This is a genomic window from Methylobacterium sp. CM6246 (genome assembly GCF_054818005.1).
On sequence record NZ_JBTXKY010000001.1, the window covers coordinates 3,248,762 to 3,266,447 of the forward strand.

22 protein-coding genes and 1 pseudogene are annotated in these 17,686 nt (G+C 63.3%); 5 read left to right on the top strand and 18 right to left on the bottom strand.

Annotated features, from left to right (window positions below; translation table 11 throughout):
* Positions 1 to 58 precede the first annotated feature (58 nt).
* The 4 genes from ACYQPG_RS15990 to ACYQPG_RS16005 form a co-directional block, all read right to left on the bottom strand.
* On the bottom strand, positions 59 to 1,390 hold the full coding sequence (locus tag ACYQPG_RS15990) for an MFS transporter (RefSeq protein ID WP_419829794.1): 1,332 nt from the start codon (positions 1,388 to 1,390) through the stop codon (positions 59 to 61).
* A gap of 179 nt (positions 1,391 to 1,569) precedes the next feature.
* Positions 1,570 to 1,779, bottom strand: a complete 210-nt coding sequence (locus ACYQPG_RS15995) for a hypothetical protein (RefSeq protein WP_419829795.1) — start codon at positions 1,777 to 1,779, stop codon at positions 1,570 to 1,572.
* A gap of 244 nt (positions 1,780 to 2,023) precedes the next feature.
* Entirely contained in the window at positions 2,024 to 2,266 is a 243-nt protein-coding gene (locus ACYQPG_RS16000; RefSeq protein WP_419829796.1) for a hypothetical protein, read from the bottom strand.
* A gap of 39 nt (positions 2,267 to 2,305) precedes the next feature.
* Entirely contained in the window at positions 2,306 to 3,028 is a 723-nt protein-coding gene (locus tag ACYQPG_RS16005; RefSeq protein WP_147939601.1) for a cache domain-containing protein, read from the bottom strand.
* 295 nt (positions 3,029 to 3,323) lie between these two features.
* Here ACYQPG_RS16005 and ACYQPG_RS16010 point away from each other — a divergent pair, with 295 nt between their 5' ends.
* Positions 3,324 to 3,506, top strand: a complete 183-nt coding sequence (locus ACYQPG_RS16010) for a hypothetical protein (RefSeq protein WP_419829797.1) — start codon at positions 3,324 to 3,326, stop codon at positions 3,504 to 3,506.
* 16 nt (positions 3,507 to 3,522) lie between these two features.
* On the opposite strand, the gene ACYQPG_RS16015 is transcribed toward ACYQPG_RS16010, so the two are convergent.
* Together ACYQPG_RS16015 and ACYQPG_RS16020 are read right to left on the bottom strand one after the other, a co-directional pair.
* Entirely contained in the window at positions 3,523 to 3,816 is a 294-nt protein-coding gene (locus ACYQPG_RS16015) for a hypothetical protein (RefSeq protein ID WP_147939599.1), read from the bottom strand.
* 136 nt (positions 3,817 to 3,952) lie between these two features.
* Positions 3,953 to 4,354, bottom strand: coding sequence for a SpoIIAA family protein (locus ACYQPG_RS16020; RefSeq protein ID WP_187278439.1), 402 nt, complete (start codon positions 4,352 to 4,354; stop codon positions 3,953 to 3,955).
* Positions 4,355 to 4,542: 188 nt separating this feature from the next.
* Between ACYQPG_RS16020 and ACYQPG_RS16025 the strand changes: the two genes are divergently transcribed.
* A complete protein-coding gene (locus ACYQPG_RS16025; RefSeq protein WP_147939597.1) occupies positions 4,543 to 4,833 on the top strand; it encodes a DUF2312 domain-containing protein in 291 nt (96 codons plus the stop codon).
* Between the two features lie 890 nt (positions 4,834 to 5,723).
* Here the strand turns inward: ACYQPG_RS16025 and pyk are convergent.
* Genes pyk through ACYQPG_RS16045 form a run of 4 tightly spaced genes read right to left on the bottom strand, consistent with a single transcriptional unit; the run spans position 5,724 to position 9,839 of the window.
* A complete protein-coding gene (gene pyk / locus ACYQPG_RS16030; protein WP_419828545.1) occupies positions 5,724 to 7,136 on the bottom strand; it encodes a pyruvate kinase in 1,413 nt (470 codons plus the stop codon).
* A gap of 52 nt (positions 7,137 to 7,188) precedes the next feature.
* Positions 7,189 to 7,362, bottom strand: coding sequence for a hypothetical protein (locus ACYQPG_RS16035; RefSeq protein WP_419828308.1), 174 nt, complete (start codon positions 7,360 to 7,362; stop codon positions 7,189 to 7,191).
* A 54-nt stretch (positions 7,363 to 7,416) separates the two neighbouring features.
* Positions 7,417 to 8,496: a tartrate dehydrogenase gene (locus tag ACYQPG_RS16040; protein WP_147939594.1), complete on the bottom strand. Its 1,080-nt coding sequence runs from the start codon at positions 8,494 to 8,496 to the stop codon at positions 7,417 to 7,419.
* Positions 8,497 to 8,540: 44 nt separating this feature from the next.
* Positions 8,541 to 9,839 (bottom strand): MFS transporter, encoded by a 1,299-nt coding sequence (locus ACYQPG_RS16045; RefSeq protein WP_147939593.1) that lies wholly within the window; start codon positions 9,837 to 9,839, stop codon positions 8,541 to 8,543.
* Between the two features lie 154 nt (positions 9,840 to 9,993).
* On the opposite strand from ACYQPG_RS16045, the gene ACYQPG_RS16050 reads away from it, so the two are divergent.
* Positions 9,994 to 10,707, top strand: a complete 714-nt coding sequence (locus ACYQPG_RS16050) for a GntR family transcriptional regulator (RefSeq protein ID WP_147939592.1) — start codon at positions 9,994 to 9,996, stop codon at positions 10,705 to 10,707.
* Between the two features lie 121 nt (positions 10,708 to 10,828).
* Here ACYQPG_RS16050 and ACYQPG_RS16055 read toward each other — a convergent pair.
* Positions 10,829 to 10,990: pseudogene (locus tag ACYQPG_RS16055) on the bottom strand (winged helix-turn-helix domain-containing protein); the annotation flags it as partial.
* A 43-nt stretch (positions 10,991 to 11,033) separates the two neighbouring features.
* Positions 11,034 to 11,351, bottom strand: coding sequence for a hypothetical protein (locus ACYQPG_RS16060; RefSeq protein WP_461232537.1), 318 nt, complete (start codon positions 11,349 to 11,351; stop codon positions 11,034 to 11,036).
* 717 nt (positions 11,352 to 12,068) lie between these two features.
* Between ACYQPG_RS16060 and ACYQPG_RS16065 the strand changes: the two genes are divergently transcribed.
* Positions 12,069 to 13,199, top strand: coding sequence for an FAD-dependent oxidoreductase (locus ACYQPG_RS16065; RefSeq protein WP_419828546.1), 1,131 nt, complete (start codon positions 12,069 to 12,071; stop codon positions 13,197 to 13,199).
* 58 nt (positions 13,200 to 13,257) lie between these two features.
* Here ACYQPG_RS16065 and ACYQPG_RS16070 read toward each other — a convergent pair whose 3' ends face one another.
* The 4 genes from ACYQPG_RS16070 to tnpC form a co-directional block, all read right to left on the bottom strand.
* A complete protein-coding gene (locus ACYQPG_RS16070; RefSeq protein WP_281407072.1) occupies positions 13,258 to 13,383 on the bottom strand; it encodes a hypothetical protein in 126 nt (41 codons plus the stop codon).
* Positions 13,383 to 13,859 carry a molecular chaperone DnaJ gene (locus ACYQPG_RS16075; protein ID WP_147939590.1) on the bottom strand — a complete coding sequence of 159 codons (477 nt, stop codon included), beginning with the start codon at positions 13,857 to 13,859 and terminating at the stop codon, positions 13,383 to 13,385. The genes ACYQPG_RS16070 and ACYQPG_RS16075 overlap by 1 nt, the downstream gene beginning before the upstream one ends.
* Before the next feature lie 15 nt (positions 13,860 to 13,874).
* Positions 13,875 to 14,900, bottom strand: a complete 1,026-nt coding sequence (locus ACYQPG_RS16080; protein ID WP_461231224.1) for a hypothetical protein — start codon at positions 14,898 to 14,900, stop codon at positions 13,875 to 13,877.
* Positions 14,901 to 15,243: 343 nt separating this feature from the next.
* Complete coding sequence (gene tnpC, locus ACYQPG_RS16085; RefSeq protein ID WP_461231226.1) at positions 15,244 to 16,524, bottom strand: IS66 family transposase; 1,281 nt, start codon at positions 16,522 to 16,524, stop codon at positions 15,244 to 15,246.
* Between the two features lie 83 nt (positions 16,525 to 16,607).
* Here tnpC and ACYQPG_RS16090 point away from each other — a divergent pair, with 83 nt between their 5' ends.
* Entirely contained in the window at positions 16,608 to 16,907 is a 300-nt protein-coding gene (locus tag ACYQPG_RS16090) for a hypothetical protein (protein ID WP_147939588.1), read from the top strand.
* 67 nt (positions 16,908 to 16,974) lie between these two features.
* On the opposite strand, the gene ACYQPG_RS16095 is transcribed toward ACYQPG_RS16090, so the two are convergent.
* Positions 16,975 to 17,370, bottom strand: coding sequence for an NUDIX domain-containing protein (locus tag ACYQPG_RS16095; RefSeq protein WP_147939587.1), 396 nt, complete (start codon positions 17,368 to 17,370; stop codon positions 16,975 to 16,977).
* Between the two features lie 30 nt (positions 17,371 to 17,400).
* The gene (locus ACYQPG_RS16100) at positions 17,401 to 17,646 is read right to left on the bottom strand and encodes a hypothetical protein (protein WP_246692726.1); all 246 of its coding nucleotides are present in this window, start codon (positions 17,644 to 17,646) and stop codon (positions 17,401 to 17,403) included.
* Positions 17,647 to 17,686 lie beyond the last annotated feature (40 nt).

A 17,686-nucleotide genomic window follows, 5' to 3' on the forward strand; every position in this document is an offset into this window, starting at 1 on the left:
GGAGAAGGTCCAACACCTCGTCGAAGCCGCTCAAGCACGGCGGCTTCGACGATCGGGACTATTCCGCAGCGGCCGGAGCGGGGGCGGCGGCCCGCGCACGCGAGCCGCGTCCGAGGATCAGGGTCATGATTGCGCCCGAGCCGGTCAGGAACACGAGCGGCAGCAGCGCGAGAGGGAAGCTGCCGGTCTGGTCCTTAATCACACCGAGTAGCCACGAGGCGATGCCGGTGCCCAGATGCGACAGCGTGTTGATCGCTGCGATACCGGCCGCGGCCGTGCCTACCGAGAGCCATTCGGTCGCCATCGCCCAGAACGGACCCTTGATTGCGTAGTTGCCCATCAGCACTAGGCTCAGCAGCACCATCGTCACCGGGAGCGAGGAGGTGAGATTGGTGGCGAACAGGCACATGCAGGTCGCGGCCAGCGGCAACGCTGTGCTCCACACCCGCTCGCCCGTTCGGTCGGCACGCAACCCCCAGAAGATCATGAACACCGAGGCGATGCCAAACGGGATCATGTTCAGCAGGCCCGTCTCTAGGTTGGACAAGCCGAACGCCTTGAGGATCTGCGGCTGCCACAGCGAGAGCGCGTTACTGGTTGCCGACGAGCCCGAGTAGATCAGCGCCAGTGCCCAAATGTACTTGTTTGTCAGGACTTTATGCAGCGGCAGGTGGTGCGCAACCGGGGAGATCCCGGAGCGATCAGCCGCGAGTTGATCTTCCAGCCACGCCCGCTCCTCGGGCGCCAGCCACGTGGCCTCCGCCGGTCGGCTCGGCAGCATGAACAAAGCAGCAAGCCCAAGCAGCACAGCCGGGATCGCCTCAACGATGAACAGCCACTGCCACCCGTGAAGCCCGGCGGCGCCCTCAAGCTGTAGCAGGGAGGCCGAGATCGGCGAGCCGAGGAAGCTGGAGATCGGGATCGCGACCATGAACATGGCGACGATGCGGGCGCGGTACGCCTTGGGGAACCAATAGGTCAGGTACAGGAGCGCGCCGGGGAAGAACCCGGCCTCAGCCGCGCCCAGTAGAAACCGGCAGAGATAGAAGCTGTAGGGGCCGACGATGAAGGCCATCGCGACACCAACCATGCCCCAGGTGATCATGATGCGCGCGATCCAGAGCCGCGCGCCGACCTTCTCCATCGCGATGTTGCTCGGCACCTCGAACAGCACGTAGGCGACGAAGAACAAGCCGCCGCCGATGCCAAACATCGCCTGCGACAGGCCGAGGTCCTTGTTCATGGTGAGGGCGGCGAAGCCCGCGTTCACCCGATCGACGTAGGCGATGAAGTAGCAGAGCACGAGGAACGGCACGATCCGCCATCCCACTCGCCGCATGACGACGGCTCCATCGACTGTTCGATATGGCGTAGCCTGAGTGGCGGCCATCCTGCGTCTCCCGTTGTGTCCGCGTGTTTCTTGGCTCCTTCCGTACCTCAGATTTAAGTGGTCGCCGCACACCGTATTCAGCGTCCGTGGATCAACGGCTTCGATCTGTACGCCCTACGCCGCGGAGGCCAATTGATGCATGTGTTCGACGCTCGTGAGATGAGCGAGATCATCATAAATCAGGAAGTGATCGGCGCGAATATCGTATACCTAAAAACGCGCGGCAGGCCGTCCCAGAAGATCAACACGAGGGCGCCCTCGATCTCGCAGTCACCATTTTCGTACAACGACAATCGACCGGTCGGCTGGAAATCGATGCGATCTTCTTCGTCGCGTCGGAGAAGGTGATCGTCGCCACTGGGTGCGCTGGCCCACCCGGTGCCCTTCAAGCGGGATCGTCGTCCGCACCGTGACCAACATGTTCTTCGACGAATGGTGGCGTGCGGTGACCGGCACGGCGAAGATCATCTCCGGATGGTACGGAAGACCGGTGGTCGTCATCTGAGCAGGGATATCGTCGTGATCACCGACGCCGACATGGTCTCGACGGTCGCGGTAAGGACATCCGCTGGGAGTGGATCTGAGATCCTGAAGCCACCCTCGCGTTCGATCCCTCGATCCGGGCAAGCGAAATCACGGGCCGTGGAGGTCAACCTCCACCGCTAAAGGCCACACCGCCGCCGGATCAAGAGCACCGGCATCGATGCACACGTTCTCAGATGTCAGAGTGAGCAGCAGCCCGACAGTCAGAAGTATGGCGACACCTGCCAGCACCATGCTGACGCGCTCAGGGTTGAGCCAACGGGCGTGCAACACGGCACACCCCAAGGTGAAGGTAGCCGCCTCCGCCAAGGGCACGACGATGGGTAGCCCCATCACGGCCTCCCCGAGCCCAGACCGGCCGCCTTCCTGGACCTATTCCTGGCCCGTGGTGGTTTTCCCGTCTGTGGGGTTCAGAGCGGCTTCTGCGGCCTTCAGCCCGTCGCGGACGCGGGCGATCGTAGCGGCTCGTGTATCGCCGACTTGGTTCAGCGCCTCCAGAAACGCGATCCAGTCCGCCCGCGCCGAAGCTGGGATCTCTCCATCGAGCTTTGCCCGTAGGCTCGCCACCCGCGCCTCCGGAGTTGCTGCTCGTGGTGCCGCTGCGTCAGCGTCGTAGACGCCGACCGCACACATCTGATCACCCGCCTTGGTGTAGTAGGTCGTCTTCGGCTCCTCGACGGTGCTTCCGGGCTTTGGAAACAGGTAGCGGATCACCGAGATCTGTCCGGGCTTGGCCTCCTGCATCATGGTCTTGATGAAGTAGTTACCGGTCTTGTCGTGGAGGTCGCGCACGTCATGACCCTGTAGGATCGGGCTGGGGTGGGCGCTCATAACGCCTTCGGGTCCAACGCAGAACACGTAACTGTCTGCTGTACGGAAGCCGTCCGTGCCCTTGGTGAATGCGCCGAGCGCCTGGGTTTTATCGGCCTTCAGGGCTTTATCGACCCGGCCGAGCATCCATGATGCGAAGCCGTTAGGGCTTGGGTCGTCACAGCTTACTGGAGCTTCGACGAAACCACCGCAGGCCGATGCAGGCGCCGTACAGGCGAGGCCCGCGGCAATCATGCTGGCGACGAGCAATAACCGTGACATCATCGGCTGACTCGTAAACTGACTTGTCATCAGAGACCCCGCCATCAGATAATGCTTATACTCAAATCGCAAGCGTCAATATTAATCATCACGCGTTCGTCATCCCGCCCGGCAGCGGACCCGCACCGCATAGCTCAGCCAGTGCGATCACTCGCGTGGATTGAGAACGTGACGTTTGATACGTGCTCTTGGGTCAAGGTGTGGGACTCGCTGCGCGACAAGATCCCAGACTGGAAGTCCGGCCATGGCGCGTAGCACTCGGTTGCGTGAGATCACCGATCGTTGCTGAGCGGCGCCGATGATGGCTGCGAAGGCGCCGTCGATGCTCATTCTGAGCCCGATCTATCTCCTCGTGGCCGTCAAATCCGCCGCGGCGTCGCTGTTCGCCCCGAACTGGCGCGTTCTGCTGGAGACGGTTAGAGGGGGCCTGTTCTTGGCCGGGCTGGGCCTCATCGGCGCTGGCCTCCCGCTATTCCGATGAGGTGAGTGTGCAGCAGCTAATCGTGCCGCGCCTTTTCGTTCGCGCGTTCAACGACCTCTCGCAAAGCTGCGCTACCTTCCACCGCAAACCAAACTCGCAACATGTTCGAGATATCCGGCGTGTCGCCAGTGCGCTCGCGGAACAGATCGGCATAGCGCCCAAGCTCGCGCTCGGCGAACATATCGAGATATGAGGCGCCCTTGGTCCGTGCGAGATCGACGAGCGCGTCTTCGAGAACGCGTCGCATCATCTCGCCCACCATGGCAGAGACATAGACGGCCTCGGCGCTGCCTTGCTCGGGTTCCCTCAACCAATCCTCCAGCCTACGACGTGGCAGTCCTTAAACCACGGCGCAGTCCTAAGCTTGGCTTGACGAGAAGCGCAACGTCCGGATCGATGCTGTGGTATCGACCGCTCCTGCTGGTCGGCCATATCATTACCGCTCGTCAGTCAGCGGCTGGTCCGGCCTCATCGAGATAGGCCCAGGCCGCGGCTTCGTCCGCTAGATCGAACGTCTTGGTTTCGACCGGCATGACCGTCCCCGACAGGGTGATCATCGCGCGGGCGAACAGCGGCGCGCCGACCACGACGTAATTGCGGATGTGCGCGACCGAGCGGGCCATCACCGTGCTGGCGTAGCCGTCGAACCTCGCCCCGAGGTCCGAGCCTTCGTAGTTCGACATGATCAGCAGCATGTCGATCTTGTCGTAGATTTTCATCGCCTCGTCGGCGATCGAGGACATCCACTCGATGTCGGGCTTGGTGATCCTGTCCTTGATCTCGAAGGCCAGGAGATCGGCGCGTGGCGCCTCGCGCTGGATCACCGATCCGTCTGGTGCTGCGGTCATGAAAGGCTCCATCGCCATCTCTATGTGATGGTCAGAAACAGCACGTCGCTCGGGTTTGATCCTGAAGAGCATCGACCGTGTCGTTGGGCGGCATGTGTCGGAGCAAGGCGTCGCCCCGCTCGCCACCGTTTAACTTCGCAGTTACCCTGAACCGCCACGGTCACTCCCCTCATCGTAGGGATCAGCACATGGCCGATAAGATCGAGATCACCGATACCGTCGCCGTAGCAGGCGAGCGCATCTGCTCCATCATCGAGCGGATCGAGCGGGTCGAGGAAGAGATCAAGGACCTCATGGAGGCCAAGAAGGAGATCTTCGCCGAGGCCAAGGGCGAGGGCCTGGACGTGAAAATTCTCAAGGAGATCCTAAAAATCCGGAAGCAGGACAAGGACGAGCGCGATGAGCACGAGACGCTGCTCGACGTGTACCTGCGCGCCATGGACGCGCCGTCGTCCGCGCCCCTGGCCGAGGCGGCCTGAGTCTTAGTTCTGAATGAGGACGGCGCATCAAGCGCCGTCCTACCTATTCCCGCGCAACAGCGGGCCACCCGAAGCTCACATGATCGTGCCCGGCCCTACAGGGTCACCGGGCATGATATCGGGTCCAGCAGGATCGCCGGGGACAGGGTCAGGCGGTGGCTGCGGCGACGGAGGATCACCCGGCGTTGGGTCGGTCGGAGGCGGTTCGCCGGGGTATGGGAGATCAGGGCCGCCGGGGTCGGGAATACCTGGGTTGGCCATGCCTTTTGTCCTCTTGGCGCTGGGCCGCGATCGAGGCCGCCATCACGCAAATCGGGAAATGGTGTCGAACGGTCTTGGTTGCATTTGGAAAGCGCTCGACCATCGCGACGAGCGCGCCTTTAGGAAATTCGCGAAGGTCGCCCGACCCCGATCCCGCAAGCCTTGATCCTGTTCCGCTGATTGGCAGATACGTCGATGCGCTGATGATGCTCCAAGCGCGCTAAGAAGCCCGCTCGCAGCCATCGCCAGTGTGTCGGCTTCCCCTATCGTCGAAGGTCTCGATCGCCACCCTAAGCGCTCCAATTTCGCGAGGCATCGCACCGCGGCCGCGGTTGATCTTCCTCGTGAAGCGGACGTGGAAGATCCCAACGAACAGGCGCAGTCCGAGAGCAGCGCGCCGAACAAGGTGTGGATCAGCGTCGAAGCGCCACCCCTTCCGCAAATTGGCTGAAGTTATTCGATCAAACTCGAATTGCATCACAAGGTGCGGTCGCGATCGGCGCAGATTCTCACCCTACCTTAATCTCAGTTCTTGTAATTTTGACTGAGATTTAGCTGCATCTATGCCGGGGTCACGCTTCGGGCGCCGATCCACCGTCATGCATGGGGCTGGATTTGCAGGGCCTGCTTCAGACCTGCATCAGGCGGATGTTGTTGGTGGTGCCGCTGACGTGGAACGGGATGCCTGCGGTGACGACGATGATGTCGTTCGCCTTGGCGAAACCCTCGTCCTGAGCGTGGTGACACGCCTTCGTCGTCATCTCCTCGTAGGAGTCCACATCGCCCGTGTGCACGCTGTGGGCGCCCCACAGCAGACATAGACGCCGCGAGGTCGCGAGGCTCGGGGTCAGCGCCAGGATCGGCGGTTCGGGGCGCTTGCGCGCCACACGCGCCGCGGTGGTGCCGCTCGCCGTATAAGCCACGATCGCCTTGGCGTGCACGGCCTCGGCGAGCGTCGCGGTCGCGGTGGCCACCGCGTGCGGCGGCGTCTCCTCCTCGCCGGGATCGGTGGCCGCCATGATCGAGTGGTAGAGCTTGTGCCCCTCCACGCTGCGGATGATCCGGTCCATCATCGACACGGCCTCGACCGGGTAGCTCCCCGTGGCCGACTCCGCCGAGAGCATCACGGCGTCCGCCCCGTCGTAGATCGCGGTCGCCACGTCCGAAGCTTCCGCTCGCGTCGGCGCAGGGGCATTGACCATCGAGTCCAGCATCTGCGTGGCCACGATCACCGGCTTCACCGCAAGCCGACAGGCGCGGATCAACTCCTTCTGACGGCCCGGCACGTCCTCGTGGGGGATCTCGACGCCGAGATCACCGCGGGCGACCATGACGGCGTCGGAGAGCCGGATGATGTCGTCGATCCGCTCCAGCGCCTGCGGCTTCTCGATCTTCGACATTATCCCGGCCCGATCGCCGATCAGGCCGCGCGCCTCAATTACATCCGAGGGCTTCTGCACGAAGGATAGGGCGACCCAGTCAATGCCGAGGTCCAGCCCGAAGGCGAGGTCCGCGCGATCCTTGGCCGTCAGCGGCGAGAGATCGAGCAGGGTGCCGGGCAGGTTGACGCCCTTGCGGTTCGAGATCACCCCGCCCGTGACGACCTCAGCGGTGATGGTGGCAGTCTCCAGCCCGACGACGCGCACGCGCACCCGCCCGTCGTCGATGAGAAGCTCCTGGCCCGGCACGAGGGCGGCGAAGATCTCCGGGTGGTGGAGCGGGATCGCCTGCTTGTCGCCATCCGCTCCCTTCAGCACGAAGCGGACGCTCTCGCCCACCGTCAGGTCGAGGCGACCGTCCTTGACCGTACCCACGCGGATCTTCGGTCCTTGTAGATCCTGAAGAATGCCAATTGGCCGACCGACTTCCTTCTCCAGGGCGCGGATCGCGGCGTGGACCTTGGCATGGTCATCCTGGGTGCCGTGGCTGAAGTTCAGCCGGAAGGTATCGACACCTGCCAGGAATAGGGACTTCAGCCGGTCGGGAGCGGAACTGGCCGGACCCACAGTAGCGACGATCTTGGCGTGGCGGTGACGGCGCATGGGCAGTTCGGCCAAGAACGGCCGCCTCTGTTCCGGGGGGCGTATCAGGCGATCAGGAGCGAGCGAAAGTAGTTGACGCTGAGCCCGGAGACCTCACCCACTGAGCGGCATCGATGGCTTTCGCCATCGATGCCGCAGATTTTCCGGCTCGACCGACAACCATACGATCATCCGACATCTCCGGGAGATGTCGGATGAGGCAAACGGAGGGATCGGCCGCCGCCACGGCGGCTGCAAACAGCCGCCGGAGAAAATCGCCGGGTTCGGTGACGATCCGGTTCTACTCGTTGTCGCCCTTCACGGCGGCGATCACCGCGTCCGTGACCTGACGGGTGGTGGCCGTGCCGCCGAGATCGGGTGTGTGCAGGCTCGGATCAGCAGTGACGCGTTCAACCGCGCGCATCAGCCGTTCGGCCGCGGGCTTCTCGCCGAGGTGTTCCAGCATCTGGCATGCGGTCCAGAAGGTCGCGATCGGGTTGGCGATGCCCTTGCCGGTGATGTCGAAGGCCGAGCCGTGGATCGGCTCGAACATCGACGGGAACGTGCGCTCGGGATTGATGTTGGCGGTGGGCGCGATGCCAAGCGATCCCGCCAGAGCCGCCGCGAGATCCGACAGGATGTCGGCGTGCAGGTTCGTCGCCACGATCGTATCGAGAGTCTGGGGCTTCATCGTCATGCGCATGGTCATCGCATCGACCAACATCTTGTCCCAGGTCACGTCCGGGAAGTCGGCAGCAACCTCGGCGGCTATCTCATCCCACATCACCATGGCGTGGCGCTGCGCGTTCGACTTGGTCACGACCGTGAGTAGCTTGCGCGGGCGAGACTGGGCGAGCTTGAACGCGTAGCGGATGATGCGATCGACGCCCGAGCGGGTCATCATAGACACGTCGGTGGCGACCTCGTTCGGGTGACCCTGGTGAACGCGTCCGCCGACGCCCGCGTACTCGCCCTCGGAGTTCTCACGGACGATCACCCAGTCGAGTTCCGGCCCGGTGACGTGGCGCAGGGGGCTGGTAATGCCCGGCAGGATGCGGGTCGGTCGGACGTTGGCGTACTGGTCGAACGGTTGGCAGATGGCCAACCGCAGACCCCACAGGGTGATGTGGTCGGGTACGTCCGGCGCGCCGACTGCGCCGAAGAAGATCGCGTCGTGGTTACGGATCTGCTCGCGTCCATCCGCAGGCATCATAACACCGTGCTTCTTGTAGTAGTCCGAGCCCCAGTCGAAGTGATCGAACTTGAACTTGAACGTTCCGTTCTTCTCGGCCAGGGCATCGAGTACCTCGATGCCTGCCGCGATCACCTCAATGCCGATGCCGTCCGCGGGAATGGCGGCGATGTTGTAGGTCTGTGTCATGACGGGTCTCCGTGAGTTTGAGAGGGTCTAGGAACGGGGAAGGTTCAGCGGGCGACGGCGCCCGTGGGTTCGGCACGCCGCCCCGCGCGAGCAACTAGGAGGGTGACGACGGCGGAGAGGACGAGCAGCCCGGCGACGAAGATCAGGCCGCCCGTGAAGCTGCCGGTCCGATCCTTGATCCATCCGATCGCCCAGGGGCCGACGAAGCCGCCGAGGTTGCCGATCGAGTTGATCGTGGCGATGCCCACCGCCGCGGCCGAACCAGACAGGAACATCGTCGGCATGGCCCAGAGCGGTGGCTTGGCCGAACTGATGCCGATGTTGACGAGGGTGAGGGCCGCGACGACCGCAATGGTCGAGGATGCTCCCCCGGCCAGCATCAGACCCGCTGCCGCGACGAGGCAAGCGATGACCACGTGCCACGTGCGCTCGCGTGTCTTGTCGGAGTGCCGCGCCCACAGGATCATGGCGATAATCGCGATGGTTGGCGGAACGCCGTTGAGGAAGCCGACCGCCATCGTGGACAAGCCGAAGCTCTTGATGATCTGCGGCGCCCAGATGCCGAGCGTGTACAGACCGGCCGAGGTGCCGAAGTAGATCAGCGCAAGCGCCAGGACGCGGGGGTCGCACATACCCGCTACGATCCCGTGCTTGGCGACCACCTTCTTGCGCGCATGTTCCTCGTTCATCTCGGAGACCAGCCACGTGCGCTGATCGTCCGGGAGCCACTTCGCCTTCTCGGGCCGGTCGGTCATGTAGAAAAGCACGATCACGCCGAGGATGACGGCCGGAACGGCCTCGATGATGAACATCCACTGCCAACCGTGCAGACCGAGGATGCCCTCCATCTCTAGTAGCGCGCTCGACAGCGGCGAGCCGAGCACAACTGAGATCGGTGCTGCGGCCATGAACAGGGAAACGACGCCCGCCCTGTAGCGGATCGGGAACCAGTAGCTCAAGTAAAGGATGATTCCGGGGAAGAAGCCCGCCTCCGCCGCGCCGAGCAGGAACCGGAGGGTGTAGAAGCTGTACTCGCCCTGCACGAAGGCAAACGCAAACGAGATGATCCCCCAAGTGATCATCACGCGGGCAATCCAGAGCCGCGCACCGACCTTGTCGAGGACCATGTTCGAGGGAACCTCGAACAGGAAATAACCGAAGAAAAATATCCCTGCTCCAAAGCCGAATACGGCTGACGTGAAGCCGAGATCCTTGTTCATCGTCAGTGCGGCGAACCCGATGTTCACTCGATCGATGAAGGCGATGAAGTAGAGCAGGCAGATGAAGGGGACCAAGCGCCATGAGACCCGGCGCATGGTCGCCTTTTCAAGCGACGCGTCCATCGTTTCCTCCTGCCGCCGGGTTGCTCCGTTGATCCTGGAGCGCCATCTTCCATGCAAGCTAGAATACGGTTAGGAGCGTCAGGTATCGGTGTCAATCCCTGTTCCTCAGCAGGCATGGAAGATGATAGGCATACTGCGACGGGGGAGGCGAAGAATGGCGCGAGCGCGAGCCGAAGTACGGCCAGACACGGAAGAGACCGAGAAAAAGACCTCGCTCGTCGATGACGCCTATGCTGCCATGCGTGCTGCGATACGCGATGCCAGCTTCGCGCCGGGCTACCAAGCGTCAGAGCAGGAAATCGCGTTGCGATTGGGCATGAGCCGCACCCCCGTGCACGAGGCCGCGATCCGCCTGCAAGAGGACGGTCTGGTGCGTGTGCTGCCGCGCAAGGGCATTCTGATCCTGGCGCTCGCGCCAGATGATGTGCGCGAGATCTACGACGTACTCATCGGCATCGAAGGACGTGCGGCAGAACTTGTTGCTGCGCTGCCGGTGGTCGAGCGGCTTGCCGCCGTGCGTGTCCTCGATGTCCACACGGACGCCATGGAGGGCGCGCACAAGAGTGGGGACTTGCCAGCGTGGGGCGAGGCGGACGGAGCGTTTCACGCGGCGCTGATCGAGCACGCGCGCAACGGCCGGATAAGCCGGATCATCCAGGCGGTGAACGACCAGTCCCACCGCGCCCGGATGCTAACGCTCAACCTCCGCAGGGGGCTTGATGCCTCGATCATTGAGCACCGCAAGCTGGTTGTGGCCATTCGCGCAGGCAAACCCGTCGAAGCGCTGGAGGCCGCACGCCTGCACCGTATCCGCGCACGGGACGAGCTACTGCCGATCCTGAAGAATTACGGACTGAAGCACCTTTGAGGACGATACCGGCGAACCGGAAAGCGTGACGATTCTCGGTCAGTGGGGAGAAATCCCGGAGACTTCGCCGAGAGCCTGCCGGGATAATCTCGGTCTCAGCGCCGAAGGGGATGGATCAACTCTACAGGACTCGCATCGCGGGTGCGTCTTCGCGCAGGACATACCCGCGGCCCCAGACGGTCTCGATGTAGTTCTTGCCCTGGCTGGCGTTGGCGAGCTTCTCCCGCAGCTTGCAGAAGAACACGTCCATGATCATCAACTCGGTCTCGTTCATGCGACCGTGAAAACTACGCGGCCAAAAGCGATCGCGAACAAGAGCGTTGCGCTCACCATCCTTGTGCTGCCAGCCAGTCGTCGAACGCCTTCTGGTCGGTCTCGTACTCGAAGTCGAAGTACACCCGGTCGAGGCGGGCATGACGCACGCGTTCGACAATGAGCCGACGCCATTTGCCCCTGGCCTCGGATTCACACCACTGCGCGGCGTAGTGGTGGTGATCGTTCTGTGACCGGGAATTTAGGTCCAGTACCATCGCTGTAGAGGCGGCGGTGGCGAAGTTGTTACGCGCGATCATCGCCTTGAAGTGAGGATCAGAACGTAAGCGGGCGATCATGCGCCGGATGCTCTCGATATTTCGAATAGCCATCACGAGCACCGCGCATCGATCGAACGACGTGACAGTAGATCGACGACGGGAAGATCGCGGAGGATTTCAGCATCATATGCCTGCACGCGGTCGCGAAGTTCTCCGGTGAGAAGTGTACCGGCCTCGGCCAGCCGCATGCGGATACGCTGGATTGTCCGAGGCGAAACCCTCGCCGTCGCCCCATCACGCCGGGTATAGTCATGAAGATATCCGGGACCGCGATCGCACCAGGATCGCGAGAATTGCTCGTGTGACGAAACCAAACTTACTGACTTCATATCATCGAATAGACGTAAAAGTTGAAAACCGTACATGGTTGAGGGACATGGGCGAATGGTTGTGGTTGTTGGATGCTGCGCCTGCCTCGTCGCGACCGCGCTTGTGGCGATGGTGATTTTCGCTGAGACCGGTGTTCCGCACCTCGAATGGGACAATGCGGGGCAGGCCACCGATATCTGAGTGGCGGGAGGCCGGGGCGCATCCCACAAGCAATCATTTCTGGCTGTGGGATCGGGCAGTTGCCGAACCGTATGACCGGAAGTAATTTCGGCGGTGTCGCGAAAAACGACCGCCCGGCCTAGGGCTGTCGAATGCATGTCATCCGCGCGCCTCGCGCGGGTCGGCCAGCGTCTCCAAAGCAACCGCCCGACGACCTCGGGCAACCGTGGTGATCGGCACGCAGAGGTGCTGATCGCATACGGTCGCAGGAGCGCACCCATGCGACAGTCGATCATAATCCTCGGCGCGGGCCTCGGCGGCCTCGTGCTGGCCCGCGTCCTTCATCTCCACGGGATCACGGCGGCGATCTACGAAGCCGAACCATCGGTCGATGCGAGAGCCCAGGGCGGCCTGCTCGACATCCACGAGCACACCGGACAGATCGCCTTGAGGGCTGCGGGTCTCCACGACGATTTCCTCCGCCTTGTGCGCCCTGGCGAAAACGCCAAGCGCGTCGTCGATCACGGCGGCGATATCCTGTTCGACCTGCCCGGCGACCTCGTGGGTCATCGGCCCGAAGTCGATCGCGGTGACCTGCGGCGGATGCTGATCACCTCGCTCCCCGCGGAGACGATCCGCTGGGGCCACATGGCGATCACGGTCACCGCGTGCGGGAATGGGCGGCATGCGGTCGCCTTCACGAACGGCGCGACGATCACAGCCGACCTGCTCGTGGGCGCGGACGGGGCGTGGTCGAAGGTTCGTCCCCTGCTCTCGTGGGAGAGGCCCGCCTACGCGGGTGTCTCGTTCGTCGAGACGACCGTCCGCGACGGCGACACGCGCCTCAAGGCCAGCGCGGACGCGATTGGCGGTGGCACGCTCATGGCCGTGGCACCGGGCCAGGGCATCCTAGCTCACAGGCATGCAGATGGACGGCTGCGCACCTACACAGCACTGAACAGGCCGGAGTCTTGGTTCGATGTCATCGACTTCTGTAACGTGGAGGCTGCCCTGGCCCACGTTGCGGCGGAGTTCGTGGGGTGGGCGCCGCACCTGACGGCCCTCATTACGACCCACGACGCCAATCCCATCCTTCGTCCCATCCACGCGCTTCCAGTCGGCCACCGCTGGGACCGTGTGCCCGGCCTGACTCTGCTGGGTGACGCGGCGCACCTGATGTCGCCGTTCGCGGGCGAGGGGGCGAACCTTGCCCTCTACGACGGTGCGGAACTCGCCAAGGCGATCGTTGAAGCACCCGACGACATCGAAACGGCGCTCGCCGCATACGAGTACGACCTGTTCCCCCGCAGCGCCCGGATCGCCGATGCGTCTGCGCAGAACCTCATGCAGTTCTTCGGCGCTGGCGCACCTCACAGCGTGGTCGCGATGCTCGCGCCCATGCTTCCGTGAGTGTCCACTACGAGTCGGATGCAGTGGTAGAGAATGATCTGGTGAAGTGTGAGATCCATCAGCGCCTCCCCATGAACTTCCAGCCGACGAAGAACACGACCGCGAACGCGATCATCCGCATCGAGATCCAGGCGAGCGGGCGACAGCAGGCGTAGGCGATCACGACCATCGAGATCAGCGTCATCAACGACGAAGCCTCTCGATCCTGTCGAAGGCCGCCGACGCAGTGGCGAACCGAGCCGACATCCTGATCTTGTCCTGCTCCGCCGCACGATCGGGATGCAGATGCGCCAGCAGTGCGCGCCGGGCGGCGACTACCACGACATCTTCCGCCGTCACCGTCAGCCCGACGACCGAGTACACCGCTTCTCGTTCCTCGATATCCTCAGCCTCGGCGATCCTGGTCTGAAGCGTGGAGATCCAGGCGCGGGCGGTCTCAAGCTGGTGCTGGAGCGCTTCGATCCGGAGGACCGCCTCGTGGTAGTCGGCTTGGAGGCGTTCGTACTTGTGCGCGATATCTGGATGTTGGTCTCCTTCGTGAAGAAGAGCATCTACCAGCCGCAGAACGCACCGTGCCTTGATGGCATACTCCTCCAGGAGGGGACGGAGTGCTTCGAGACGATCATTTTCGAGATCGGCGTTCCAGTCGGTCCAGTCCATTATCGGACGCCCATATCAAGCCGCCTCGTCAAGAAACTGCTCCAGGTCCTGTGCGACCTCCAGCATTTCGACACCCCAGCCCGCGTCATTGTCTGGCTCGACGAGGGTGTGCTCGTTGAGCAGCCGCGCTGCCGCAACGACCGGCTCGTGTTCTCCCGGAGCGTGCGCCAGTAGGGCTATCCCGCAGGCGGAGAGCTTCCTCCGGACGATCTGAGCCCGTTCGGGGTGTACGCGCCGGTTACCAGCCGCGTAGATCTTCTCCAGCAAGAAGCCTTGGTCGGTGTGGCGGAGTTCGGCGATCAGGCCGGGAGTACCACGCCGTCCGGGCTTGAACTCCACGTAGGCAGCGGAGCCGAGGAAGACCTCGTTGATCCTCGTGGCCAAGCAATTTCTGTAGCGCCGTCCTGCGTCAGCAAGCGCTGCGGCACTGTCGAGGGCGATCAGCGTCGGGTCGTCATGGAGATCAAGTTCAACTGGGGGGATGTCGAAGCGCGCGGCCCAGTACCGGATCAGATCACCGCGATGACCGCCCGGCTTAAGCCGACACAGGCTTGCCCGAATGGCATCGTCGGTGGCACCGGAACATCTCGCCCTGATGTACGAGAGCGCATCCTGAATCTCTGTAACTTGACGAACTTCGTAGAGGCACCCGACCAGTGCCGGGTGAAGGAGAACAGGGTCAAGGGCATCGACGACCTGGATCTGTGCACCAACAAGGTTACCGGCGATCTGGCCTAAGACCTTTACACGCTGCCGGTCGGCCGGATCCTTCGAGAGGTACATGCGAGCACAGTCGTAGTAGACACGAGGCTCTCCGACCGGATCAGGCCCAAATCGCCGAAGGGTTCCGAGCAGACCAACCGGTGGACTGGCAAGTATCGTCCTGACCAGATCACGAGGTCGGCGGACAGAGAGGATCGTTTGACCGACGACCGTCGCGGAAGTCGCGGCTCCAAATTTCGGCGTGATCGCCGAGGAGCGCAGGTGGCTGGCGATCTCATCGATGCCGAGGATCTCGACGAGCGCCAAGACGAGAAACATCGCCTGCCGCCGCTGTGCTCCGAAGCAGAAGCTCGCTGCCAGCAAACTTGGCGTATCTCGATCGAGACCGACTACACGATCGAGTGCCCAGCCGGTGTAGGGTCTGGCCGGTGGCCTTCTATCCCGAGTCGTCAGATCAGCTTCTTCGGATAGCAGCATTGCCTTTGGATAACATGATATCGGACTAAAATCGAGAACATACCCCTTGGTGAGACGCTGCGGTCTATTGCGTAGATCTCTTGTTGCGGCTGTCAGGCAACGTACTTGCTCTGAACGAGGTTCAGATTTCATTCGCTTCAGTGGGAACATCGACCGTAATTACCCACGTCATTGATGGCTGGTTTCAGGCGCCGATGGTCTTGAGAATGGTGCCGAAGGGACTGCGGCCTGCGAGGCGCGCGGGATCGACGACGGTGCGGATGTCGGCCTCGCCCTCGGCGGCCCACATCGCGCGGTAGCCGTTGGTCATCTTCCGCTGGATCACGGCCGGGCGCAGCAGCCGCTCGGAGCCGTTGTTGGTCGGCTCGACCGGACCGGGATGGGCGAGGAACACCAAGAGCTGATCGCGAGCCCGTCTGATCTTGGCCTGGAGGGCTCGGGTCAGGTCGCAGCCGCTCGGTGTGGCGAGGATGGCGCCGAGCTGTCGATCCAGGCTCCGGCGCTTGGCGGCCAGCGTCGAGGTGGCCAAGTCGGTGACGTGCTCGGCTAGGGTGAACACGGAGTGCAGCCAGAGCTGCAGCCGCCAGGGCACGGGGTCGTCGCTCACCTCGACGACATAGGCGACGTCCCGGGCGAGATGGGCGAGGCAAGTCTGGTGCGCAGCCGCGTGGCCCTGCTGTGCGGTGTAGCGATCCGAGATCCACACCGCGGGCCGGTGGCCGTCCATCATCTTCCGCACCACGATGGCGCCCCGCGTCGGCGAGGCCGTGTGCACCACCGCGTCGGCCGCGTGGAACACCCAGTGGTAGGCGTTGCTGCCCTCGATCCGGACGCCCGTCTCGTCAGAGGCGACCACTGCGGCCCGGCGCAGGGCGGACACGGCGGCCTCGCGACCGGAGCGGAAGCGCCTTTGCGCGCGCTGAAGCAGGTTCATCAGCCCGCCCTGGCTGAGGGTGAGACCGAACAGGTTCGACAAGGCCGCCTGCAACCGCTCGTAGGACAGCGCCTGAAAGGTCTTGAGATACGTCGCCACCGCATGCAGCCGCGGGCCGAACGGCGTGCCACGCGCCGCCTCCGGCACCGGCGCGACCACCCGCGTCCCGCAGGTCGGGCACTGCACGACCAGTCGCCGATGGTGAGTGATGATCGGCGCCACCTCCGGCAACTCGATCCGCTCGGAGACACTCACGATCTCGGCAGGGAGGGCCCCGTGCAGGGCGCCACTGCAGCACAAGCAGCGGTCGGGACGATGCTCGACGACCGCGTCGGGATCGTCGCTGATCGCCCGGCTATGGCCTTCGTGCCCGGGCTTGGCCCCGCCGGGTTTGGATTGCTCCCGCCGCTCCTTGCGGTCAGTCGCTGGCGGCTTCGAGGAGGTGCGCGAGGTTTTGTCCGGACGCTGCAGCCGCAGCACCAGTTCGATCAACTCCTCGCGGCTCAGCCGCTCAAGATCGGTACGAACCATCCCACGAGGGAATCAGCGAAACCCAACCCGCGCAAGGGGGTGGGTAATTACCATCGACCGTTAGGATAAAGGCGTTCGGCGGCATGCAGAACACTCTGCCGAAGATCGACCGCGGGGCGATCTTCTCGGATCTTCTACGACGGCAGGTTCTACGTCGTGAAGCACGCTTGCCGCTGTTAGATGTTCGCGCTGAGTACCATCGGGCCGTCGAGCAAGCGCTCTGGCGGCGCCACGTCGAACTAAATCACGAACGCGTCCGGGCAGCCGTTTTGGCGCAGCTTCGTGCCAAGCATGGCGAACGATTCGGCGGAAGTTGGGGAGGGCGTATGGCGGTCTCGCTTCTGGCGCAGCAGGCGTTGCAGAACAGCTTCAGAAACCGGTGATGGGACAACTGTGAGCGGGAAACTGCGCCGCGGGTCAGCCGCTCAAGTCTTCGGCTGTCGCCGCCTGCTAACGCTGGAAAAAGCGTTCGACCATCTCGTCGTGCAGAGGAAAGGCGGTGCGCACCGGCTCGTGGATTATGACCACCTCCAGCACTTCGCCATCGTGGGCGAACGAGCCTTCATGTTCGACGGGCGGCGCTTGCCCAAACAGGAGATTCTGCCGTCGATCTGGTGTCGTTACGACTGTAAGCAGCCTCAGGCGATCGGCCTCGATGCGCACGCCGGTTTCCTCGAAGACCTCACGCGCGCCTGCCTCCTGCCATGTCTCTCCGCGCATCTGATAGCCGCCGGGCAACGCGAGTTCGCCATGCCCGTCTGCAACACCGCGGCGGATCATCAGTAGGCCGCCTCGGATCGGCACGAGGACAACGACGACAGTCGGTGTGTTGTCATAGTTGCCCATGATCAGGCGCCCTGCCGAACGGGAGACGTTCTACGCGGCGATAGGTTCAGCAATAGACGAGGTCACAGGGTCGCAAGCTCTCTCGACGCTGTTTCCGCCGAACATGCGCCGGAACAGTTCCGCAGGTGTCCTCGAAAGGCCGTCCCCATCTGCAATCCGCACATCGGCCTTGCCTGAGGCGCTCAGGCTCATGCCCTGAGAGATCGCATTCAGGAGTGAGGCGTGGTGGAAGATAGTCTCGCTCGACTGTGTGCGGGCGATGACAGTGAAGTTCACGGGCGATAATCCTGATGCGGGTTCGCTACGCGACCGTTGG